Genomic DNA, 17,276 nt, shown 5'->3' on the forward strand with positions numbered 1-17,276 from the left:
GCGTCACAGACGCCGCGCCTCCGTCAGTCGTCCCACGAGGAGGTGCCGTCATGACGGTCATGGAGCAGCGGGGGGCCTACCGGCCGACCCCGCCGCCCGCCTGGCAGCCGCGTACCGACCCCGCCCCCCTGCTGCCCGACGCGGAGCCGTACCGCGTGCTCGGCACGGAGGCGGCGGCGAAGGCCGACCCGGAACTGCTGCGCCGGCTGCACGCGGAACTGGTGAAGGGCCGCCGCTACAACACGCAGGCCACCGCCCTCACCAAGCAGGGCCGTCTCGCGGTGTACCCCTCCAGCACCGGCCAGGAGGCGTGCGAGGTCGCCGCCGCCCTGGTGCTCGAGGAGCGCGACTGGCTGTTCCCGAGCTACCGCGACACCCTCGCGGTCGTCGCGCGCGGCGTGGACCCGGTCGAGGCGCTCACCCTGCTGCGCGGCGACTGGCACACCGGCTACGACCCCTACGAGCACCGGGTGGCCCCGCTGAGCACGCCGCTCGCCACCCAGCTGCCGCACGCGGTCGGGCTGGCCCACGCCGCCCGCCTCAAGGGCGACGACGTGGTCGCCCTCGCCATGGTCGGCGACGGCGGCACCAGCGAGGGCGACTTCCACGAGGCGCTGAACTTCGCGGCCGTCTGGCAGGCCCCGGTCGTCTTCCTCGTCCAGAACAACGGCTTCGCGATCTCCGTCCCGCTCGCCAAGCAGACCGCGGCCCCGTCGCTGGCCCACAAGGCCGTGGGCTACGGGATGCCCGGCCGCCTGGTCGACGGCAACGACGCGGCCGCCGTGCACGAGGTCCTCGCCGACGCGGTGCGCCGTGCCCGCGCGGGCGGCGGCCCGACCCTGGTCGAGGCCATCACCTACCGCGTGGACGCCCACACCAACGCCGACGACGCGACCCGCTACCGCGGCGACGCCGAGGTCGAGGCGTGGAGGGAGCACGACCCCATCGCCCTGCTGGAGCGGGAGCTGACCGGCCGCGGCCTGCTGGACGAGGCCGGCGCCGAGACCGCCCGGCAGGACGCCGAGACCATGGCCGCCGATCTGCGCGCCCGCATGAACCAGGACGCGGAGCTCGACCCCATGGACCTGTTCACGCACGTCTACGCCGAGCCCACGCCCCAGCTGCTGGAGCAGCGGGAGCAGCTGCGGGCCGAGCTGGCGGCCGAGGCCGAGTCGGAAGGAGCGCGGCCATGACCACCGTCGCCGTGAAGCCCGCCACCATGGCGCAGGCCCTCACGCGCGCGCTGCGCGACGCCATGGCCGACGACCCGTCCGTGCACGTCATGGGCGAGGACGTCGGCACGCTCGGCGGCGTTTTCCGCATCACGGACGGCCTGGCCAGGGAGTTCGGCGAGGACCGCTGCACGGACACGCCGCTGGCCGAGGCGGGCATCCTCGGCACGGCCGTCGGCATGGCCATGTACGGGCTGCGGCCGGTCGTGGAGATGCAGTTCGACGCCTTCGCCTACCCCGCGTTCGAGCAGCTCGTCTCGCACGTGGCGAAGATGCGCAACCGCACCCGCGGCACGATGCCGCTCCCCCTCACCATCCGCATCCCCTACGGCGGCGGCATCGGCGGCGTCGAGCACCACAGCGACGCGTCCGAGGCGTACTACATGGCGACTCCGGGGCTCCATGTCGTCACGCCCGCGACCGTCGCCGACGCGTACGGTCTGCTGCGCGCCTCCATCGCCTCCGACGACCCGGTGGTCTTCCTGGAGCCCAAGCGGCTCTACTGGTCCAAGGACGCCTGGAACCCGGAGCAGCCGACGGCCGTGGAGCCGATAGGCCGTGCCGTGGTGCGGCGCTCCGGGCGGAGCGCCACCCTCATCACCTACGGGCCGTCCCTCCCCGTCTGCATGGAGGCGGCCGAGGCGGCCAAGGCCGAGGGCTGGGACCTCGAGGTCGTCGACCTGCGCTCGCTGGTGCCGTTCGACGACGAGACGGTGTGCGCCTCGGTGCGGCGGACGGGACGCGCGGTCGTCGTCCACGAGTCGGGCGGCTTCGGCGGGCCGGGCGGGGAGATCGCCGCCCGGATCACGGAGCGCTGCTTCCACCACCTGGAGGCTCCGGTGCTGCGTGTGGCCGGGTTCGACCTGCCGTACCCGCCGCCGATGCTGGAGCGTCACCACCTGCCCGGTGTGGACCGGATCCTGGACGCCGTGGGGCGTCTGCAGTGGGAGGCCGGGAGCTGATGGCACAGGTGCTGGAGTTCAAGCTGCCCGACCTCGGTGAGGGGCTCACCGAGGCGGAGATCGTGCGCTGGCTGGTCGAGGTCGGCGACGTGGTCGCCGTGGACCAGCCGGTCGTCGAGGTCGAGACGGCCAAGGCGATGGTGGAGGTGCCCTGCCCCTACGGCGGTGTGGTCACCGCCCGCTTCGGCGCGGAGGGCACCGAACTGCCGGTCGGCGCCCCGCTGCTGACGGTGGCCGTCGGCGAGACGGCGGACGGACGCCCGGCCGGGGACGGGAGCGGCGCGGGCACCGCGGCCGCCGACGGCGCGAGGGACGGTGCGAGCGGCGGTCGTGAGCCCGCCGCCGAGGGCTCCGGCAACGTGCTGGTCGGCTACGGCACCTCGCAGGCCCCGGCCCGGCGCCGCCGGGTCCGCCCCGCCGCCCCCGCGGTGAACGGGCGGTCCAGGGCGCCGGAGCCCGTGCGGGAGACGCGGCCGGCGGGCGCCCCGCAGGCCGCACCGGGTGCGCGGACCGGCCGCACGGCGCCGGCGGACGGCCCGGTCCCCGTGATCTCCCCGCTGGTGCGCAGGCTGGCCCGGGAGAACGGCCTGGATCTGCGGAAACTGGCCGGTTCCGGCCCCGACGGGCTGATCCTGCGCGCGGACGTGGAGCACGCGCTGCGCGCCGCGGGCACCCAGGACCGCACGGAGACGACGGCCGCCACCGCACCGGCCGCGACCACCCCCGCGACCCCGGCGGCGACCGGCGGGTCGGCCCGGTCCACCGCGGGCGCCGCCTCGGTCACCCGGGTCCCCCTCAAGGGCATCCGGGGCGCCGTCGCCGACAAGCTCTCCCGCAGCCGCACCGAGATACCGGACGCGACCTGCTGGGTGGACGCCGACGCGACGGAGCTGATGCGGACCAGGGCCGCGATGAACGCGGCGGGCGGGCCCAAGATCTCCGTGCTGGCGCTGCTGGCCCGGATCTGCACGGCCGCGCTCGCCCGCTTCCCGGAGCTCAACGCCTCGGTGGACACCGGGGCCAGGGAGATCGTCCGGTACGCGGACGTGCACCTCGGGTTCGCGGCGCAGACCGAGCGAGGGCTGGTCGTCCCCGTGGTCCGCGACGCCCACACACGGGACGCGGAGTCGCTGACGGCGGAGTTCGCCCGGCTGACCGAGGCGGCGCGGGCGGGGACGCTGACGCCCGCGGAGCTCACCGGCGGCACGTTCACCCTGAACAACTACGGGGTGTTCGGCGTCGACGGGTCCACGCCGATCATCAACCACCCCGAGGCCGCCATGCTGGGCGTCGGCCGCATCGTCCCCAAGCCGTGGGTGCACGAGGGCGAGCTGGCGGTCCGGCAGGTCGTGCAGCTCTCGCTCACCTTCGACCACCGGGTGTGCGACGGCGGCACGGCGGGCGGTTTCCTGCGGTACGTGGCCGACTGCGTGGAACAGCCGGCGGTGCTGCTGCGGACGGTGTGACGGTCACCGCCCGGCCTCACCCGTCCCCCGGTGGGCCGCTCGTCCCTTCCCACGTGCCCCTGCGTTCCCTGTGATCGCGGGGGCACGCATACTCGGGGGGTGACCGAGTACCAGCCACCCGCCGCGCACGGCACCACGCCCGGCGCCCCGGACGACGCGGCGCGCGCCGTCGCGTACGACGCCGTCGTGCTCGCCGGCGGTGCGGCCCGGCGGCTGGGCGGCGCCGACAAGCCGGCCGTGCGGGTCGGCGGACGGCCGCTGCTCGACCGGGTGCTCGCGGCCTGCGCCGGTGCCCGCACCACGGTGGTCGTGGCCGGTCCCCGTCCCACCGCGCGCCCCGTGACCTGGGCCCGTGAGGACCCGCCGGGCGGCGGTCCGCTCGCCGCGCTCGACGCCGGACTGCGGCACGTCACCGCCGAACACGTCGTGCTGCTCTCCGCCGACCTGCCCTTCCTCGACGGCCGCACGGTCGCCGCGCTGCTGGACACTCTGCGTCCGGGCGCGGCCGACGGCGTGCTGCTGACCGACTCCGACGGCCGGGACCAGCCGCTGGTGGCCGCGTACCGCACGCCGGCCCTGCGCCGCGAGCTGGCCGCGCTCTCCGCCGCGCACGGCGGTACGGCCGGACTCCCCCTGCGCCGGCTCACCGGTGCCCTCGATCTTCTCCGCATCTCCGACCCGGTGGCGTCCTTCGACTGCGACACCTGGGACGACATCGCCACTGCCAGGGCACGCATCAGGGAGCATGGACACGTGTTGGACGAATGGATCTCCGCAGTCAAGGACGAGCTGGGCATCGACCTGGACGTCGACACCGGCGTGCTGCTCGACCTCGCCCGTGACGCCGCCCACGGCGTGGCACGGCCGGCCGCCCCGCTGACCACCTTCCTCGTCGGCTACGCGGCCGCGCGGGCGGGCGGTGACGCCGACGCCGTGGCCGAGGCGGCCCGCAAGGCCGTCGCGCTGGCCAACCGCTGGGCCGAGGAGGACGCCCAGGACGCGGCGCCCGCGACCCCATCCGGCGGCGCGGAACCCGAACCCCGCACGGACGCCGGATGACCCCGCGCACGCCCCGGGCCGGCGAGGACGCGGACGACCTCGACGTCGAGGAGGCGCTCGCCCTCGTGAACGACGCCCACGCCCCCGGCGACCGGCCCCCCGGCGATCGCACGCACGGCGACGGCACGCACGGCACTCCCGCCTCCGGTGCCCCCGCGCACCGCGAGGGCGCCGACTGGACGGAGGCCCGCGCGACCGCCGAACGCGCCCCCCGCCGGGGCGGCGGGCACCGCGCCGGACACCTCACGCCCGTCTCGGTCCCGCTGTCCTCCGCGCTCGGGCTCACCCTGGTCGCGCCGCTGGTCGCGCTGACCGACCTGCCGTCGTTCGACACCTCCGCGATGGACGGCTGGGCGGTCTCCGGCCCCGGCCCCTGGGACGTACGGGAGGAGGGCGTCCTCGCCGGGCACACCGCGCACGCGCCGTTGACCGACGGGGAGGCCGTGCGGATCGCCACCGGCGCGCGTATCCCGCCGGACACCACCGCCGTGCTCCGCAGCGAGCACGGCCGTACGGACGGCAAGGGCCGGCTGCACGCCACCGCCGCCACCCGGGCGCCGCACACCGTCTCGCACGGCCAGGACATCCGCCCCCGTGGCCAGGAGTGCCGCAACGGCGACCAGTTGCTGCCCGTGGGCACCCTGGTGACCCCGCCGGTGCTCGGCATGGCCGCGGCCGCCGGGTACGACACGCTCACCGTCGTCCCCCGGCCCCGCGCCGCCGTCTTCGTGCTCGGTGACGAGCTGCTCGGGGAGGGGCTGCCGCACGACGGGCTGATCCGGGACGCGCTGGGCCCGCTGCTGCCGCCGTGGCTGCGCGCGCTCGGCGCGGACGTGGTCGACGTACGGCGGGTCGGGGACCAGGAGGACGCCCTGCACCAGGCGTTGACGGCCTGTGACGCCGATGTCGTGGTCACCACCGGCGGCACCGCCGCGGGCCCGGTCGACCATGTCCATCCCACTCTGCGGCGGCTCGGCGCCGAGCTGCTGGTGGACGGGGTCGCGGTGCGTCCCGGTCACCCGATGCTGCTGGCGAGGATCTCGGAAAAGCAGTACCTCGTCGGACTGCCGGGCAACCCGCTCGCCGCCGTGTCCGGCCTGGTCACGCTCGCCGAGCCGCTGTTGCGGACCCTGGCGGCCCGGCCCGCCCCTGAGGGGTACACGCTGCCGCTCAGGGACGCGGTGCAGGGGCATCCGCACGACACGCGGCTGGTGCCCGTCGCCCTGCGCGGCGACCGGGCACTGCCGTTGCTCTACAACGGGCCGGCGATGCTGCGCGGGATCGCCGCGGCGGACGCGCTGGCCGTCGTACCGCCCGGGGGCGCGAAGCCCGGGCACGAGGCGGAACTGCTGGATCTGCCCTGGGCGTCCGGGGGAATCGGGGTGTGTTTCACGTGAAACTTCCGGGCCAGGACGCCATCGCCCGTCAGGCCGACGAACATCTGGTCACGTATCGGGTCAAGCTGCCGCGCAAACTGGTGGAACACCCGATCCGCCAGGTCGCCAAGCGACTGTCGATGGCCCTGCTGGTGCTCGTGGTGACGGCGTTCATCGTGTACGCCGACCGGGACGGGTACAACGACAACTCGGACGGTTCCCTCGACCTGCTCGACGCGTTCTACTACGCGACCGTCACCCTCTCCACCACGGGCTACGGCGACATCACGCCGGTGACGGACGCGGCCCGGCTCACCAACATCTTCGTCATCACGCCGCTGCGGGTGATGTTCCTGATCATCCTGGTCGGGACCACCCTCGAGGCCCTCACCGAACGCACCCGGGAGGAATGGCGACTGAACCGCTGGAGGTCCACCTTGCGGGATCACACCGTAGTCGTCGGGTTCGGGACCAAGGGCAGGTCCGCGATCAGGACGGTCTGTGCGACAGGGCTCCGCAAGGAGCAGGTCGTGGTGGTCGATCCCAGTGCCAAGGCGATCGAGGCGGCCACGGCGGACGGGTACGCGGGCGTCATAGGGGACGCGACGCGCAGCGAGGTGCTGAAGCGGGCCGAGCTCCAGCGGGCCCGCCAGGTCATCATCGCCACCCAGCGCGACGACACCGCGGTCCTGGTGACGCTGACGGCCCGCCAGCTCAACCGCAACGCCAAGATCGTCGCCGCGGTCCGCGAGGAGGAGAACGCGCCGCTGCTCAAGCAGTCGGGCGCCGACGCGGTCATCACCAGCGCCAGCGCGGCCGGGCGGCTGCTGGGCCTCTCCGTGCTGAGCCCGGCGGCGGGCATGGTGATGGAGGACCTGATCCAGCAGGGCACCGGGCTGGACGTCGTGGAGCGGCCGGTCATAAAGGCCGAGGTGGGCAAGACCCCGCGGGAGCTGGACGACCTGGTGGTGAGCGTGGTGCGCGGGCACCGGGTGCTCGGTTACGACGACCGTGAGCTCGGGACGCTGGAGCTGACGGACCGGCTGATCACGATCGTGCGGGCCACACCGGTCACCCAGATCGCCCCGGACGTCCGCCCGCTGCGCGGCTGAGACACGCCACGGCCCGGCCGAACGGAGAAACGGCCCCGAGGATCCGCTCCTCGGGGCCGCGCCATGCCGTGCCCGCCCTACTTGCGGTTGTACAGCCGCATCGTCACAGGTCCGAAGACGGCCACGAACAGAGCCGACCAGCCCAGCGTCCACATGACGTCCGCGGCCGGCCAGTCGCCGGCCATCAGCCCGCGGACCGCCGACGCCAGGTGGGTCACCGGGCTGTTGTTGACGAAGGCCTGGAGCCAGCCGGGCATGGTGCGCGGGTCGACGAAGACGTTGGACAGGAAGGTGAGCGGGAAGATCACCATCATGCTGACGCTCATCACCGACTTCTCGGTGCGCAGCAGCAGCCCGAACATCGTCCAGATCCACGAGAAGGCGAACGAGAACAGCAGCAGCAGCGCGATCCCGGCGACGACCCCGGGGAAGCCGCCGTCGGCGCGGTAGCCGAGCAGCAGGCCCATGGACAGCATGATCGCGGACGCGATGGTGTAGCGCAGGGCATCGCCGAGGAGATAGCCGACCATCGCCGAGGGCCGCCAGATCGGCAGCGAGCGGAAGCGGTCGAAGACGCCCTTCTCGATGTCGATGTTCACCGAGACGCCGGTGTACATGGTGATCATGACGACCGACATCACGAGGATGCCCGGCAGGACGAACTGGATGTAGTCCGTCGGCGAACCCGCCAGCGCACCGCCGAAGAGGTACGTGAACATCAGCAGGTTCATGATCGGGAAGGCGGTGACGTCGAACAGCTGCTCAGGCACGTGCTTGATCTTCAGCATGGCGCGCCAGCCGAACGTCAGGGACGTGGACAGCGAGCTGGGCCGCTGCGGCCGCTCCTTGGCGACCAGCAGTGCCGCCAGGGACTCGGTGCTGACGGGCGCGAGTTCCTTGGTCTCCGTGCTCGTGGCCGTGCTCATGCCGCCACCTCGTCCTTCGGGTCGCTTCCGGCGCCGTCCGCGGCGCCGGTGTCGTGGCCGGTCAGCGCGAGGAAGACCTCGTCGAGGCTCGGCTGGCCGAGGGAGAAGTTGTCGACGGTGACGCCGGCCCGGGACAGCTCGGTGAGCGCCCGTGCCGCCTGGTCGGCCGCGCTGTCGCTGGTCGCGGCGTTGAGCCGGGCGGTGAGGGCCACGGGATCGTGTTCCAGCTGCACCTCCGCGAGCAGCAGGTCGCGCAGCAGCCGCTCGGCGTCGGCGCGCCGCTCGGGGTCGCGCAGCCGCACATGGACGGAGCCGGCGCCCACGGACGCCTTGAGCTCGCCCTTGGTGCCCTCGGCGATCACCCGGCCCTTGTCGATCACCGCGATCCGGGAGGCGAGCTGGTCGGCCTCGTCCAGGTACTGCGTGGTCAGCAGCACGGTGGTGCCCTGGGCGACGACCGCGCGCACGATGTCCCACACCTGGTTGCGGCTGCGCGGGTCGAGTCCGGTGGTGGGCTCGTCGAGGAACAGCAGGTCGGGGGTGTTGAGGATGGACGCGGCGATGTCGATGCGGCGCCGCATGCCGCCCGAGTAGTGCTTGACCTGCTTGCCGGCCGCCTCGGTGAGACCGAACGCCTCCAGCAGCTGGGCGGCGCGCTCGCGGGCCGTGGCCTTGCGGTGACCGAGCAGCCGGCCCAGCAGGATCAGGTTCTCCGTGCCGGTGAGGTCCTCGTCCACCGACGCGTACTGGCCGGTGAGGCTCACCCGGGAGCGGACCGCGTCCGCGTCGCGCACGACGTCGTGACCGAAGACACGGGCCTCACCGCCGTCCGGGCGCAGCAGGGTGGCGAGCATCTTCACGGTGGTGGTCTTGCCGGCGCCGTTCGGTCCGAGGACGCCGTAGACCGTGCCGGTGGGCACCGTGAGGTCCACGCCGTCGACGGCCCGTGTCTCACCGAAGGTCTTGACCAGGTCGGCGGTCTCGATCGCCGGGCCGGACGTCTGCGTGCTCATGCTTCGGGTCCTTCCGCGTGCTTGGGCTACGCATGGAGAGACTTTTACCGTCGCGCAAACTCATCGGTTCCGCACGCGGATTTATCGGCGTTCGCGCCGTGTGCGGGGGCGTTCGGGGGCTCTGCCCCCGGACCCCCGTTTGCGCAGTTCCCCGCGCCCCTGGGCGCGTGGTTTCCCGGCACGGGCACTGCCTCCGTGTCGGGTGCGGGTCGTTCGGGGGCTCCGCCCCCGGGCCCCCGTTCGCGCAGTTCCCCGCGCCCCTTGGGGGGTGCAGTCCCCCCGCCCTGGGGGTGCGGGGCGTCCCGGGCATGGGTGCGGGGGCGGGGGTACCGTCCCTCTCATGCATGCGATCACGATTCCCGAACCCGGTGGACCCGAGGCGCTGGTCTGGGACGAGGTCCCCGACCCGGTGGCCGGTGAGGGCGAGGTCCTCGTCGACGTGGTGGCCACGGCTGTCAACCGGGCCGACATCCTGCAGCGCCAGGGTTTCTACGACCCGCCGCCCGGCACGTCCCCCTACCCCGGCCTGGAGTGCTCCGGTCGGGTCGCGGAGATCGGACCCGGGGTGAGCGGCTGGGCCGTCGGCGACGAGGTCTGCGCGCTGCTCTCCGGCGGCGGCTACGCCGAGAAGGTGGCCGTCCCCGCCGGGCAGCTGCTGCCCGTCCCCGAGGGGATCACCGTCGACCGTGCGGCCGGGCTGCCCGAGGTGGTGTGCACGGTCTGGTCGAACGTCTTCATGGTCGCCCACCTGCGTCCCGGCGAGACGTTCCTCGTGCACGGCGGCTCCAGCGGCATCGGCACCATGGCCATCCAGCTCGCCAAGGCGGTCGGGGCGAAGGTCGCCGTGACCGCGGGCACCAGGGAGAAGCTGGAGCGCTGCGCCGAGCTGGGCGCGGACGTCCTGATCAACTACCGCGAGCAGGACTTCGTGGCCGAGCTGCGGGAGGCCACCGGGGGCAAGGGCGCGGACGTCATCCTCGACAACATGGGCGCCAAGTACCTGGACCGCAACGTCCAGGCCCTCGCCGTGAACGGCCGGCTGGTGATCATCGGCATGCAGGGCGGGGTGAAGGGCGAGCTGAACATCGGCGCCCTGCTCGCCAAGCGCGCCGCGATCACCGCCACCACCCTGCGCGCACGGCCGGTGGAGGAGAAGGCCGCGATCGTGGCGGCCGTACGGGAGCACGTGTGGCCGCTGGTGTCCGGCGGTCACGTCCGTCCGGTGATCGACCGGGAGATCCCCATGCCGGACGCCGCTCAGGCGCACCGGATCGTCGAGGACAGCTCCCACATCGGCAAGGTCCTGCTGGTCACGCCGAGCTGACTCCCGTTCGTAGCCGACGGTCAGCGCGCCCCGCGTTCCTGACGCATCCGCAGTCCGAGGAAGGCGAGGGCGAACCCGAGGCCGATGAGGACCAGGCCGCTGCCCAGCGGCAGGATCCGCAGCACCGGCTCCACGGCGGTGCCCGCGACCGTGTCCGGTTCGGCGGCCCGCGAGGACGTGGCGGGCGCCGGGGCCGCCGCCGAGGAGTCGGACCCCGACGGCGCCGTCCCGCCGGAGTCGCCGGCCGGGGACTGCTCCGCCGCGTCGTCGTCGGCAGGGGCGGACGCGTCGAGCCGGGTGTCCGGCCGTCGCACCCCGTGGCCGTCCGGCCGTCCGGCCTCCTCGCGGGGACCCGTGTGCTCCTCTTCCGCACGGCCCCGCCGGGGCGGCGCGGTGTCCCGGGATTCCTCCCGTGTGTCCCGGGACTCCTCCCGTGCCGTCTCCGGCCGCCCGGGCCGGTCCCGTCCCTCGCCCGGCCCGCTCCCGGACCGGGACGCGGAGGGCGAGGCCGGGGCGGAGGGGGAGCGGGACTCCGCGCGGGCCCGGTCGCCGGCGTCGGAGCCCGGGGGCGTCCGCTCCGCGCCGTGGGCCACGCCGGCCGCACCCGGCGGGCCTGCGAACGGGCCGTAGGGCAAGGGCAGCAGCACGGCCCCCGCCCCCAGAACGAGCGTCGCCCCCAGTGTGCGCAGCCATGGAGTCACGGCCGGGACCTCCCGCGCCGGCCGGTGCTCGGCCGCACCGTCGGCAAGTTGGGACGGATGGACGCCCACCAGCCTGGCACCGGGGGACGGGACCGGCATGCCGGACAGGGCCGTACGGAGGACCCGCCGCCGGGGCCGCTTCCGGGGGCGCGCCGTGCCGTGAAGGGGGTGTGCGCGACAATGGCCGAATGGAGATGCCGAGGAACGAACGGTCGCCGGAGAATCCGCAGATCCTGGTCGTCGGCCAGGACGGTATGGCGCTCAGCGGCGGCAAGGGGGACGAGGACTCCCGAGAGACCCCGGTGACGGAGCAGGTGGAGCAGCCGGCGAAGGTCATGCGCATCGGCAGCATGATCAAGCAGCTGCTGGAGGAGGTGCGGGCGGCTCCTCTCGACGAGGCCAGCCGCAACCGCCTCAAGGAGATCCACGCCAGTTCGGTGAAGGAGCTCGAGGACGGCCTGGCGCCGGAGCTGGTCGCGGAGCTGGAGCGGCTCTCCCTGCCCTTCACGGACGAGGCCACCCCCAGCGACGCGGAGCTGCGCATCGCGCAGGCCCAGCTGGTGGGCTGGCTGGAGGGGCTCTTCCACGGGATCCAGACGACGCTCTTCGCCCAGCAGATGGCGGCGCGGGCCCAGCTGGAGCAGATGCGCCGCGCCCTGCCGCCCGGCGTCGGCGAGGGACCCGAGGACTCCCCCCACACGGGCGGTCGCTCGGGCGGCCCCTACCTGTAACGCGCCTGACGCGGCGGGGGACGCCCCCCGCCCCGACGCACCGAAGGGGCCCGGCACGGATGCCGGGCCCCTTCCTTATGTCCCTATGCCTGACGTCATGTCCGTATGCCTGACGTCCGCATGCGTGCGGCGCTCCGCGGGGGCGGGGCGGGCCGGGTCAGGACGTCGGCGGGTTGCCCGTCGAGACCTTGAGCGTGATCTCCGGCATGTCCTCCGGGTCGACGTCGGTGCCGGCCGGCGGGAACTGCTCGCGGACCGAGCCCTCGCCGTAGGTGTTCTCGTCCACCGTGACGATCTTGAGGTTGCCGCCCCAGCCGGCCGCCTGGAAGCACGCCTTCACCGAGGCGATGTGCTTGAACTTGAAGTCGGGCAGCCGCACCAGCTCGGGGTCGTTGTACGACTCCTGCGGCTCCTCGCACTTCTCCGGGTCGATCGTCTTGGACGTGTCGGGGCCGCGGTAGCCCTCGGGCTTCGCCGTGGCGGACGCGCTGCCGCCGCCCGCCTTCGGGTCCTTGTCGCCCCCGTTGTTCAGCGCCAGCGCCGTGACCAGACCGCCGACCGCCAGCACGGCGACCAGCACGGAGGCGACGATCACCGGGGTGTTCCGGCCGCGCCCCTGGGCGCCGCCGCCGGAGCCCTGCGGCGAGATCGTGTACGGCGCGGGCGTCGACGGGCCCTGCGGGGCGTACGGCGTCGGTGTCGGGTAGCCGCCCTGCTGCGGGTAGCCGTACGACGGGGCGGGCGTGGCCGGGGCCGGGGTGCCGTACGGGTTCGGCGGGGGCGTCGGCTGGTAGGGCGTCTGGACGCTGCCGGCGGGCGCCTGGCCGGACTGGTCGACCGGCGGGAACACCGCGGAGCCGACGCCGGCGCCGCTGGGCGTCTGGCTGCCGGGCACGATGCTCGGCGGGGCCGCCTGGAAGGACTGCGCCACCCGCAGGCACTCCCCGCGCATGGCCTCCGCGCTGGGGAAACGCTCGTTCGGGTTCTTCTTCAGGGCGCGGGTGATCAGCGCGTCCACGGCCGGCGGCAGCGAGCGGTTGATCGAGGAGGCGACCGGCGGCTCCTCCTGCACGTGCGCGTAGGCGATGGCGAGCGGCGAGTCCGCGTCGAACGGCAGCCTGCCGGTGACCAGCTGGAACAGCATGATGCCGACCGAGTACAGGTCGGAGCGGGCGTCGACGCCCCGGCCGAGCGCCTGCTCGGGGGAGAGGTACTGCGGGGTGCCGACGACCATGCCGGTCTGCGTCATCGACGTCACGCCGGACTGCATGGCGCGGGCGATGCCGAAGTCCATCACCTTGACCACGCCGCGCTTGGTCATCATCACGTTGCCCGGCTTGATGTCGCGGTGGACCAGCCCCATCTCGTGGCTGATCTCCAGCGCCGCCAGCACATCCGCGGTGATCTTCAGCGCCTTGTCGGCGGGCATCGCGCCGTGCCGCCGTACGTCCTCGTCGAGCACGGAGCCGAGCGGGCGGCCCTCCACGTACTCCATGACGATGTACGGCGTCGTCATCCCGTCGACATCGTCCTCGCCGGTGTCGAACACCGAGACGATGTTGGTGTGCGTGAGCTTCGCCACGGACTGGGCCTCGCGGCGGAAGCGCTCACGGAAGGCCTGCTCCCGGCCGAGTTCCGTGTGCAACGTCTTGATGGCGACCTGGCGGTCCAGCACCGTGTCGTAGGCGAGATGCACCGAGGCCATGCCACCCTGGCCGAGCAGGTCCCGCAGTTGGTAGCGTCCGCCCGCGAGCGCCCGCCCCGTGTGCCGGCCCTGTGCGCCGTCCTGGCTCATGTTCCGCGTCCCCCGTAGCCTCTCCGGCGTCCGGCGCCGCCGTCGGTGACTTGTCTCGTCGTAGATCGAAAGTGCTATTCCCGGCCAAGTCTGCCCCAGGGCACCGACACGTCAAGCGCGGTGCCCGTTCCGTGACCGTACGCGAAAGAAGCGTCGCGGAAGCGTTACAGCGGTCGTACGGCCGGTACACGGAATTTGCACGACAGTACGGAGAGCGGGTTTGATGACCGGTCCGTCGCGTGCCGGATCCGGCAGCCCGTCCCGGACCGGAGGCCCCGGCAAAGGCTGTAGCGTGGCCGACGGAGACCGTAACAACACCGCGCGCACCGCGGGCAGAAACGACGGCGAGGACTGATGGCACAGCAGCAGCGCGCTCAGGGCCCGTCCGACCCCGAGGCGACTGGCGGCGGCATGTCGGACGCGCCGGACAACTGGGGCAACGGCGGGCTGGTCGGCGACGGCCGGTACCGGCTCACGCACCGGCTCGGCCGGGGCGGCATGGCCGAGGTGTTCGCCGCGGAGGACGTACGCCTCGGGCGTACCGTCGCCGTGAAGCTGCTGCGCTCCGACCTGGCCGAGGACCCGGTGTCCAAGGCGCGCTTCACGCGCGAGGCCCAGTCCGTGGCCGGCCTCAACCATCACGCGATCGTCGCCGTGTACGACTCCGGCGAGGACAGGATCGGCGGCCAGTCCGTGCCGTACATCGTGATGGAGCTGGTCGAGGGCCGCACCATCCGCGATCTGCTGATGAACGCGGAGGCCCCGGGCCCGGAGCAGGCGCTGATCATCGTCTCGGGCGTCCTGGAGGCCCTGGCCTACTCGCACCAGCACAACATCGTGCACCGCGACATCAAGCCGGCCAACGTCATCATCACCCACAACGGCGCCGTGAAGGTGATGGACTTCGGTATCGCCCGCGCCATGCACGGCGCGTCCACGACGATGACGCAGACCGGCATGGTCATGGGCACCCCGCAGTACCTCTCCCCGGAGCAGGCGCTCGGCAAGGCCGTCGACCACCGCTCCGACCTGTACGCCACCGGCTGCCTGATGTACGAACTGCTGGCGCTGCGCCCGCCGTTCACCGGCGAGACGCCGCTGTCGGTGGTCTACCAGCACGTCCAGGACATCCCCACGCCCCCCTCCGAGGCCTCGGACGCCTGTCCGCCCGAGCTGGACGGGCTGGTGATGCGCTCCCTCGCCAAGGACCCGGACGACCGGTTCCAGACGGCCGAGGAGATGCGCGGGCTGGTCCAGTACGCGCTGCAGATGCTCTACGACCAGGGCGGCCACACCGGCACCTGGAACACCGGCCCGGTCGACATGCACGAGGGGCCGCGCACGCCCGCGGCCGGATACGCCGGCGCCGCGGCCATGCCGCACCCGGAGCAGTCCGGCACCACGGCCATCCCGCAGCCGATCCTGCCGGGCGGGTACGGCGGCGGTGACGACGGCGGCTTCGAGGGCCACGGCGACCGGGGCAGCGGCCGCGGCAAGCTGTGGATCCTCGCCGTGCTCGCGGTGGTCGCCGTCGCGGCCGGCGTCGCCCTCGCGCTGAACAACGGCGGCGGCGGGGGCGAGGGAGGCAAGACCGACACCTCGCCGTCCGTCTCGCAGAGCACGAAGGAAGAGCCGGCCAGCGAGTCGCCGACCGACGAGGAGACCGAGGAGACCACCGGTCCTGACACCGACCCGGGCTCCGGCTCCGGCGGCAACGGCGGCTGGACCCCCAGCTACGAGCCGTCCTGGACCCCGACCCAGCCGGACACGGAGCAGCCGACGGAGGAGCCGACGGCGACGCAGCCCACCGAGACGGGCGGCACCGAGGACGGTGGCACCGAGAACGGTGGCACCGAGGACGGCGGCACGGAGACCGGCGGCACCGAGACCGGCGGTGCTGGTCCCGGCGGTGCGGACGCAGGCGGCGCCGACGCGGGCGGGCTCAGCGCCGGAGTGCCCGGCGGCTCGGGCGGCTGACCGGCGTTATCGCCCCCCAACCGAACAATTCGCCCTCCCCGAGGGCACCCCGTGACTTCCCCGGCGGCACCCCGTGCCGCCGGGGAAGTTTGCTCTTCCCGTGTCCGGCTCGGCCGGGATAACGTGCCGTTGCTCCGGCCTCCTGCAAGGCTGTGACCAGCGAGCCTTCCGGGCCTACCCCGATTTACTTGGATATCCAAGCAAAATCGCAGGTCAGAGGGGGTTTCACAGAAATGTGGAGCACTGGGTAACGTGCTGTGTGCAGGGCGCTCGCCGGGGCACCTGTCACGCCTGTTCCCGGTCGAGTGGCACCCACCCCGTGCCCGGTGGTCGGAACAGGTGAGCCGCACTGGCCTACCGGCAACCCCGGGGGCCGGACCGACGGAGGAGCACACGTGACCGTGGAGAGCACTGCCGCGCGCACACCGCGACGCAGCGCCGGAAACAAGGCCGGCACCACCGGCACCAAGCGCACCACCAGCACCACCAAGAAGGCCACCGGCGCCGGGAAGAGCGCCGAGCCCGCCCTCGTCCAGCTGCTGACGCCCGAGGGCAAGCGCGTCAAGAACGCCGAGTTCGACACGTACGTCGCCGACATCACGGCCGAGGATCTGCGCGGTCTGTACCGCGACATGGTGCTCACCCGTCGCTTCGACGCCGAGGCCACCGCGCTCCAGCGCCAGGGCGAGCTGGGCCTGTGGGCCTCGCTGCTCGGGCAGGAGGCGGCGCAGATCGGCTCCGGCCGGGCGCTGCGCGACGACGACTACGTCTTCCCCACCTACCGTGAGCACGGCGTCGCCTGGTGCCGCGGGGTGGACCCGACGAACCTGCTCGGCATGTTCCGCGGCGTCAACAACGGCGGCTGGGACCCGAACAGCAACAACTTCCACCTGTACACGATCGTCATCGGCTCCCAGACGCTGCACGCCACGGGTTACGCGATGGGCATCACCAAGGACGGCGCCGACAGCGCGGTCATCGCGTACTTCGGCGACGGCGCCTCCAGCCAGGGCGACGTGGCCGAGGCCTTCACCTTCTCCGCGGTCTACAACGCTCCCGTGGTGTTCTTCTGCCAGAACAACCAGTGGGCGATCTCCGAGCCGACCGAGAAGCAGTCCCGCGTGCCGCTGTACCAGCGCGCGCAGGGCTACGGCTTCCCGGGCGTGCGCGTGGACGGCAACGACGTGCTGGCGAACCTGGCCGTCACCAAGTGGGCCCTGGAGCGGGCCCGCGTCGGCGAGGGACCGACGCTCGTCGAGGCGTTCACGTACCGCATGGGCGCGCACACCACCTCCGACGACCCGACCCGCTACCGCACGGACGACGAGCGGATCGCCTGGGAGGCGAAGGACCCGATCCTGCGTCTGCGCCGCCATCTCGAGGCCGCAAACCACGCGGACGAGGGATTCTTCGCGGAACTGGAGACCGAGTCCGAGGCGTTGGGCAAACGAGTGCGCGAAGCGGTCCGTGCCATGCCGGACCCGGACCACTTCGCCATCTTCGAGAACGTGTACGCGGACGGCCACGCGCTGGTGGACGAGGAGCGGGCGCAGTTCGCCGCCTACCAGGCGTCGTTCGCGGACGAAGACGGGGGTAAGTGAC

General features: G+C 73.3%; 14 protein-coding genes. 10 read left to right on the forward strand and 4 right to left on the reverse strand.

The window, feature by feature from the left end:
* The first annotated feature begins 50 nt into the window (after positions 1 to 50).
* The 6 genes from pdhA (ACP7TJ_RS16335) to ACP7TJ_RS16360 all read left to right on the forward strand — a co-directional run bounded on the left by pdhA (ACP7TJ_RS16335) (position 51) and on the right by ACP7TJ_RS16360 (position 7,207).
* Positions 51 to 1,193 (forward strand): pyruvate dehydrogenase (acetyl-transferring) E1 component subunit alpha, encoded by a 1,143-nt coding sequence (gene pdhA / locus ACP7TJ_RS16335; protein ID WP_401407298.1) that lies wholly within the window; start codon positions 51 to 53, stop codon positions 1,191 to 1,193.
* Complete coding sequence (locus tag ACP7TJ_RS16340; protein WP_427763614.1) at positions 1,190 to 2,194, forward strand: alpha-ketoacid dehydrogenase subunit beta; 1,005 nt, start codon at positions 1,190 to 1,192, stop codon at positions 2,192 to 2,194. The genes pdhA (ACP7TJ_RS16335) and ACP7TJ_RS16340 overlap by 4 nt, the downstream gene beginning before the upstream one ends.
* Complete coding sequence (locus tag ACP7TJ_RS16345) at positions 2,194 to 3,660, forward strand: dihydrolipoamide acetyltransferase family protein (protein WP_427763616.1); 1,467 nt, start codon at positions 2,194 to 2,196, stop codon at positions 3,658 to 3,660. Before ACP7TJ_RS16340 ends, ACP7TJ_RS16345 begins: the two co-directional genes overlap by 1 nt.
* A 99-nt stretch (positions 3,661 to 3,759) precedes the next feature.
* Positions 3,760 to 4,719, forward strand: coding sequence for an NTP transferase domain-containing protein (locus tag ACP7TJ_RS16350; RefSeq protein WP_427763618.1), 960 nt, complete (start codon positions 3,760 to 3,762; stop codon positions 4,717 to 4,719).
* Positions 4,716 to 6,116, forward strand: coding sequence for a molybdopterin molybdotransferase MoeA (locus ACP7TJ_RS16355; protein ID WP_427763619.1), 1,401 nt, complete (start codon positions 4,716 to 4,718; stop codon positions 6,114 to 6,116). The genes ACP7TJ_RS16350 and ACP7TJ_RS16355 overlap by 4 nt, the downstream gene beginning before the upstream one ends.
* A complete protein-coding gene (locus ACP7TJ_RS16360) occupies positions 6,113 to 7,207 on the forward strand; it encodes a potassium channel family protein (RefSeq protein WP_093764335.1) in 1,095 nt (364 codons plus the stop codon). Before ACP7TJ_RS16355 ends, ACP7TJ_RS16360 begins: the two co-directional genes overlap by 4 nt.
* Positions 7,208 to 7,284: 77 nt before the next feature.
* Here ACP7TJ_RS16360 and ACP7TJ_RS16365 read toward each other — a convergent pair whose 3' ends face one another.
* Both ACP7TJ_RS16365 and ACP7TJ_RS16370 read right to left on the reverse strand, forming a co-directional pair.
* Positions 7,285 to 8,133 carry an ABC transporter permease gene (locus ACP7TJ_RS16365; protein ID WP_427763622.1) on the reverse strand — a complete coding sequence of 283 codons (849 nt, stop codon included), beginning with the start codon at positions 8,131 to 8,133 and terminating at the stop codon, positions 7,285 to 7,287.
* Entirely contained in the window at positions 8,130 to 9,146 is a 1,017-nt protein-coding gene (locus ACP7TJ_RS16370) for an ATP-binding cassette domain-containing protein (protein ID WP_427763624.1), read from the reverse strand. Before ACP7TJ_RS16370 ends, ACP7TJ_RS16365 begins: the two co-directional genes overlap by 4 nt.
* 340 nt (positions 9,147 to 9,486) lie before the next feature.
* Between ACP7TJ_RS16370 and ACP7TJ_RS16375 the strand changes: the two genes are divergently transcribed.
* Complete coding sequence (locus ACP7TJ_RS16375; protein ID WP_167741347.1) at positions 9,487 to 10,470, forward strand: NAD(P)H-quinone oxidoreductase; 984 nt, start codon at positions 9,487 to 9,489, stop codon at positions 10,468 to 10,470.
* 20 nt (positions 10,471 to 10,490) lie between these two features.
* Here ACP7TJ_RS16375 and ACP7TJ_RS16380 read toward each other — a convergent pair whose 3' ends face one another.
* Positions 10,491 to 11,171: a hypothetical protein gene (locus ACP7TJ_RS16380; protein WP_391634471.1), complete on the reverse strand. Its 681-nt coding sequence runs from the start codon at positions 11,169 to 11,171 to the stop codon at positions 10,491 to 10,493.
* A 188-nt stretch (positions 11,172 to 11,359) separates the two neighbouring features.
* On the opposite strand from ACP7TJ_RS16380, the gene ACP7TJ_RS16385 reads away from it, so the two are divergent.
* Positions 11,360 to 11,902, forward strand: a complete 543-nt coding sequence (locus ACP7TJ_RS16385) for a bacterial proteasome activator family protein (protein ID WP_093764340.1) — start codon at positions 11,360 to 11,362, stop codon at positions 11,900 to 11,902.
* Between the two features lie 157 nt (positions 11,903 to 12,059).
* On the opposite strand, the gene ACP7TJ_RS16390 is transcribed toward ACP7TJ_RS16385, so the two are convergent.
* Positions 12,060 to 13,697 carry a protein kinase domain-containing protein gene (locus ACP7TJ_RS16390; RefSeq protein WP_266398844.1) on the reverse strand — a complete coding sequence of 546 codons (1,638 nt, stop codon included), beginning with the start codon at positions 13,695 to 13,697 and terminating at the stop codon, positions 12,060 to 12,062.
* 354 nt (positions 13,698 to 14,051) lie between these two features.
* Here ACP7TJ_RS16390 and ACP7TJ_RS16395 point away from each other — a divergent pair, with 354 nt between their 5' ends.
* Positions 14,052 to 15,674, forward strand: a complete 1,623-nt coding sequence (locus ACP7TJ_RS16395; RefSeq protein WP_427763627.1) for a protein kinase domain-containing protein — start codon at positions 14,052 to 14,054, stop codon at positions 15,672 to 15,674.
* Positions 15,675 to 16,069: 395 nt separating this feature from the next.
* Positions 16,070 to 17,275, forward strand: a complete 1,206-nt coding sequence (gene pdhA / locus ACP7TJ_RS16400) for a pyruvate dehydrogenase (acetyl-transferring) E1 component subunit alpha (RefSeq protein ID WP_427763629.1) — start codon at positions 16,070 to 16,072, stop codon at positions 17,273 to 17,275.
* Position 17,276 lies beyond the last annotated feature (1 nt).

Source organism: Streptomyces sp. DSM 41931, assembly GCF_050271085.1.
Classification (GTDB): domain Bacteria; phylum Actinomycetota; class Actinomycetes; order Streptomycetales; family Streptomycetaceae; genus Streptomyces; species Streptomyces albogriseolus.